This window comes from Micropruina sp. (assembly GCF_047606365.1).
Lineage (GTDB): Bacteria > Actinomycetota > Actinomycetes > Propionibacteriales > Propionibacteriaceae > Micropruina.
The window spans coordinates 1-4,921 of the sequence record NZ_JASGEN010000086.1 but is presented as its reverse complement, the minus strand read 5'-3'; the positions used below and the strand labels follow the sequence as shown (position 1 = coordinate 4,921).

At 70.1% G+C, this 4,921-nt stretch carries 5 protein-coding genes; 1 reads left to right on the top strand and 4 read right to left on the bottom strand.

The genetic code is table 11. From position 1 onward, the window contains the following. The coding region (locus tag QM624_RS10010) for a carboxylesterase family protein (RefSeq protein ID WP_415091338.1) at positions 1-1,381 on the top strand (1,381 nt) is incomplete at its 5' end. 16 nt (positions 1,382-1,397) lie between these two features. Here the strand turns inward: QM624_RS10010 and rlmN are convergent. From rlmN to pyrH, 4 genes are all read right to left on the bottom strand, one after another. Beyond that, positions 1,398-2,528 (bottom strand): 23S rRNA (adenine(2503)-C(2))-methyltransferase RlmN, encoded by a 1,131-nt coding sequence (gene rlmN / locus QM624_RS10005; protein ID WP_415091342.1) that lies wholly within the window; start codon positions 2,526-2,528, stop codon positions 1,398-1,400. Positions 2,529-2,645: 117 nt separating this feature from the next. Beyond that, positions 2,646-3,530 (bottom strand): phosphatidate cytidylyltransferase, encoded by an 885-nt coding sequence (locus tag QM624_RS10000; protein ID WP_415091336.1) that lies wholly within the window; start codon positions 3,528-3,530, stop codon positions 2,646-2,648. Next, positions 3,530-4,084 carry a ribosome recycling factor gene (gene frr / locus QM624_RS09995; protein WP_415091340.1) on the bottom strand — a complete coding sequence of 185 codons (555 nt, stop codon included), beginning with the start codon at positions 4,082-4,084 and terminating at the stop codon, positions 3,530-3,532. The genes QM624_RS10000 and frr overlap by 1 nt, the downstream gene beginning before the upstream one ends. A 31-nt stretch (positions 4,085-4,115) precedes the next feature. Next, positions 4,116-4,826, bottom strand: a complete 711-nt coding sequence (gene pyrH, locus QM624_RS09990) for a UMP kinase (protein WP_415091334.1) — start codon at positions 4,824-4,826, stop codon at positions 4,116-4,118. Between the last annotated feature and the right edge of the window lie 95 nt (positions 4,827-4,921).

Sequence of the window (4,921 nt, the reverse complement as noted above, 5' to 3'; positions counted from 1 at the left end):
GCGGCGCGGCGAACCGCAGCTACGGGCGGCCTGGACGGGGGTGCGCGACGCCACGCGGCCCGGCGCCACCCCGCAGCGGCAGCCGTTCGGGCCGGTGACCACGATTCCCGAGCCGTCCTTCCCGGGTGACGACACCCTCAACGTCAACGTATTCACCCCGGTTCCCGGCGATCCCACGGCACGGCTGCCGGTGCTGGTGTGGATCCACGGCGGCGGCTTCTTCGCCGGCTCGCCGTCCAGCCCCTGGTACGACGGGGCGCCGTTCAACCGCGACGGAGTGGTCACGGTCAGCGTCTCGTACCGGCTCGGCTTCGACGGCTTCGGCTGGATCGACGGCGCACCGGTCAACCGCGGCCTGCTCGATCAGATCGCCGCTTTGCGCTGGGTGCGGGAAAACATCGCCGCGTTCGGTGGTGACCCGGATCGGGTCACCATCGCCGGACAGTCGGCGGGTGCCGCCAGTGTGCTCGCGCTGCTCGCCGCACCCGATGCGGACGGCCTGTTCCGCGGCGCCATCGCCGCCTCTCCGGTGGTGATCGACCTGCTGCCCGAGCGGGCGCGGGAGGCCGCCGTCCGGATCGCCGCGAGCCTGGGCCTGACCGGTCTCACGCTGGACGACTGGCGCGGCGTCGACGAAGGCCGGCTGCTGGAGGCGGAGCGCGCCGAGATCGGTCTCGCCCTGGCCGAGCCGACCCTGCCGTTGGTCGACTACGTCCGGTCGCTCGGCGCGGGAGATGCTGCGCTGTCGGGGCTCACCCTGGCGCCCCTCGTGGACGGCGAGACCCTGCTCCCACTAGGCCAGCGACTGCGGAACGGCGCCCATCGGGACACCGCTTTGCTGATCGGTTCGGCAGCCAACGAGTTCCCTGGGGCGAGCGCGGAGGCCGTGGATCGGACGGCGCTGAACGCCGCTTTCGCGGCGCTGGGCGCCTCGGCGGCGGGTCTGGCGTCGTTCTGGTCGGAGTTGGATCTGATCGGGGAGGCCAGCACCCGTGCTCAGCTCACCGCGCTGCGAATGTTCCGGCTGTCGGTGGCCAAGGTGGTGCAGGCTCGCGTCGCCGGCGGTGCCGGAGAGAACACCTGGAGCTACGACTTCCGTCGTCACGCCCCCTCGCTGAACCGGGCGGCGCACTGCTTCGACCTGCCCTACGCCTGGGACCTCGGATCCGGCGAGGGCGTCCTGGAGGCCCTCGGTGAACCGGCGGACGCCGGTCTCTCGGCCACCGTCCACCGCTCCTGGCTGGCGATCATCACCGGCTCCCCGCTCGGCTGGCCGTCAGCGACTGACTCACCAGCAGGCGGCTGCGTCTTCGACCTGGACGCCCGTTACGACCCGGACGCCTACCGGCTCGAGCACGAGATCGCCGCCGAACTGCCCTGACCGACCGCGGGTGCTGCTAGTCGGCGGCCACGGTGGCGGCGAGCTGGCCGCAGGCCCCGTCGATCTCGCGGCCCCGGGTGTCCCGCACGGTGACCGCAACGCCACGGCGCTCCAGTGCGGCGACGAAGGCGGCCTCGTCGCGGCGGCGCGACGCCGTCCACTTCGAACCGGGGGTCGGGTTGAGCGGAATCAGGTTGACATGCACCCAACCGTGGCCGCCGTCGCGGCGCAGCACATCGGCGAGCAGGTCGGCCCGCTCCACCTGGTCATTGACGTCGCGGATCAGCGCGTACTCGATCGACACCCGGCGCTTGGTGGCCACGAAGTAGCCATGAGCGGCGTCCACCAGTTCGGCGACGTTCCAGCGGGTGTTGATCGGGCACAGCTCGTCGCGCAGTTCGTCGTCCGGGGCGTGCAGGCTGACCGCGAGGGTGACCAGCAGGCCTTCGGTGGCCAGCTGGTTGATCCGTGGCACCAGGCCGACGGTGGAGACGGTGATGCCGCGAGCGCTGATGCCCAGCCCCTGCGGCGCGGCCGCGGTCAGCGTCCGGATGGTCGCCATGATCGCCTTGTAGTTGGCCATCGGCTCGCCCATGCCCATGAAGACGATGTTGTTCACCCGTCCGGGCCCGCCGGGAATCTCGCCGTCGCGCAGCGAACGGGCGCCGGCCACCACCTGGGCGAGGATCTCGGCGGCGCTCAGGTTGCGCTGCAGCCCGCCTTGGCCGGTGGCGCAGAACGGGCAGGCCATGCCGCAGCCGGCCTGCGACGAGATGCACAGGGTGGCCCGGTTCCGTCCCGAGCCGGACGCCCGCACACCGGGCACGCCGTACCGCATCAGCACCGACTCGATCAGCGACCCGTCGAAGAGCCGCCACAGGGTCTTCAGCGTGGTGCCGCCGTCACAGGACAACGGCCGCACCGACGTCAGCAGCGACGGCAGGAACGCCTCCGCGACCCGTGCCCGGTCGCCGGCGGGCAGGTCGGTCCAGCCGGACGGGTCCAGGTCGAGATGTTCGAAGACGTGCCGGGAGATCTGGTCGGCGCGGAAGGCCGGCAGGCCCAGCCCGCGCACGGCGTCCCGGCGCTCGTCTCGGCTCAGGTCGAGCCAGTGCCGGGGCGGTTTGCCGCGCCGCGGTGCCGCCATGGTCAGCGGCACGGTGGCGCCGGCGCGGACCCGATCCTCCAGCGCCGAGTAGGCGCTGATCTCGTCGGGTCGCAGGCCGTCGCCGGTCGCGTTCAGTTGGTCGGTCATCGAGCCTCGTCAGTTGGGGATCAGCAGGAACATGATCAGCCAGGCCACCGGTGACGCCACCAGGATGGAATCCAGCCGGTCCATCGCGCCGCCGTGTCCGGGCAGGAACGACGACATGTCCTTGATGCCGACGTCACGCTTGACCAGCGATTCGATCAGGTCGCCGCAGGTACCGGCGGCGACGATCGCCAAGGCGAGCAGCAGGCCTATCCACCAGGCCGCGTCCAGCCACCACACGGTGAGCGGGATGGCGACGGCGGTGGCCAGGCCGACCGAGCCGGCCATTCCCTCCCAGGTCTTCTTGGGGCTGATCTGCGGCGCCATCGGGTGGCGGCCCCAGCGTGCGCCCACCGCGTAGCCGCCGGTGTCGGTGCCCATCACGATCAGCAGGGTGGTCGCCATCTTGGCCCCGCCGTTCTCAGCGGCCAGAATCAGCCCCGCGAACGAGCCGAGCAGCGGGATGTAGCCGATGGTGAACAGGCTGGCTGCGGCGTCCTTCACATAGCCGGCGGAGCCGCCCGGCATCCGCCAGATCAGCGCGGCCAGCGTGGTTGCACCGAGGAAGCCCAGCAGCACCGAATGCCATGGCAGCGCCGTGTTGCCCTCCTGGGTGGCGGCCGCATACGAGCCGCAGATCACCGCGATGGTGCCGACCACGATCGGGATCACCGCCGAGTTCATCCCGATCCGCTTCAGCGCATCGTGCAACTCGATGGTGCCCAGGGTCAGCATGGCGGTCACCAGCAGCACGAAGCCCCAGTGCCAGTAGAGCAGGGTGAGCACGACCGTCGCCGCAAGGGCGACTCCGACCGTGATAGCCGCCGGAAGGTCGCGTCCGGCGCGTGACTTCCGGGCGGCCGGGTCGGCTGCTGGTGCCTCCTGCTCCCCCGCCATCAGACTTCCAGCAACTCGGCTTCCTTGGACTTCACCAGTTCGTCGATGGTGTCCACGTGCTTCTTGGTGACGCCGTCCAGCTGCTTCTCGGCGTTGCGGGCGTCGTCCTCGCCCACTTCCTTGTCCTTGGCCAGCTTGTGCACCGCGTCGTTGGCGTGCCGGCGGATGTTCCGGACGGCGACCCGCGCCTCCTCGGCCTTCGACCGGGCCAGCTTGACGTAGTCGCGGCGGCGCTCCTCGGACAGCTGCGGCATCACGACCCGGATGACGTTGCCGTCGTTGGCCGGGTTGACGCCCAGGTCGGAGTCGCGGATGGCCTTCTCGATGCCGGCCATCGACGCCCGGTCGAACGGGCTGATCAGCACGGTGCGGGCCTCGGGCACCTGGAAGGTGGCCAGCTGCTGCAGCGGGGTCGGCGAGCCGTAGTAATCGACCATGAGCTTGTTGAACATGGCCGGGTGGGCACGACCCGTGCGGATCGCCGCGAACTCCTCGCGGGCATGCTCGACCGCGCCGCTCATCTTCTGCTCAGCGTCTTTGATGATGTCGGGGATCATCGTGATCCTTTCGGTGGGTTGTGGCTGGTCAGGCGTGGACGGTGGTTCCGATCTTCTCACCCTGGACCACCCGCAGGATGTTGCCCTCGACTCCGAGGTCGAAGAAGATCATCGGCAGATGGTTGTCCCGGGCCAGGCTGATCGCGGTGGCGTCGGCCACCTTCAGATCGCGGGCCAGGTAGTCGTCGTAGCTGAGCTCGTCGAAACGGACGGCGTCGGGATTCTTCTGCGGATCGGAGTCGTAGACGCCGTCGGTGCCCTGCTTGCCCATCAGCAGCACATCGGCGCCGATCTCGAGAGCCCGCTGCGCGGCGACGGTGTCGGTGGAGAAGTACGGCATGCCCGAGCCGGCGCCGAAGATGACCACCCGGTTCTTCTCCAGGTGCCGCTCGGCGCGCCGCGGAATGTAGGGCTCGGCGACCTGGCCCATCGCGATCGCGGTCTGCACCCGGGTCTGCACCCCGGCCTTCTCGCAGAAGTCCTGCAGCGCCAGGCAGTTCATCACGGTGCCGAGCATGCCCATGTAGTCGGCGCGGTCACGGTCCATGCCGCGTTCGGAGAGTTCGGCGCCGCGGAAGAAGTTGCCGCCGCCGATCACCACCGCGACCTGGACGCCGGCGTCGACCACCGCCTTGATCTGCCCGGCCAGGCTGGCCACTACGTCCGGATCGACGCCGATGCCGCGCTCACCCCCGAACATCTCGCCGGACAGCTTGAGCATGATGCGGTGGTAGGTCATGGTTCTCCTCGATCGGGGTGGGTTCGGGGCTTATAGCGACGTGCGCCACAAGGGATGGCTCGTGGCGCACGTCATGCTACTGGCTGGGTTGGGGT

Coding starts and splice junctions, on each gene's coding strand:
- rlmN (WP_415091342.1), bottom strand. CDS start 2,528: ATGGCGGCACCGCGGCGCGGCAAACCGCCCCGGCACTGGCTCGACCTG.
- pyrH (WP_415091334.1), bottom strand. CDS start 4,826: ATGACCTACCACCGCATCATGCTCAAGCTGTCCGGCGAGATGTTCGGG.
- QM624_RS10000 (WP_415091336.1), bottom strand. CDS start 3,530: ATGGCGGGGGAGCAGGAGGCACCAGCAGCCGACCCGGCCGCCCGGAAG.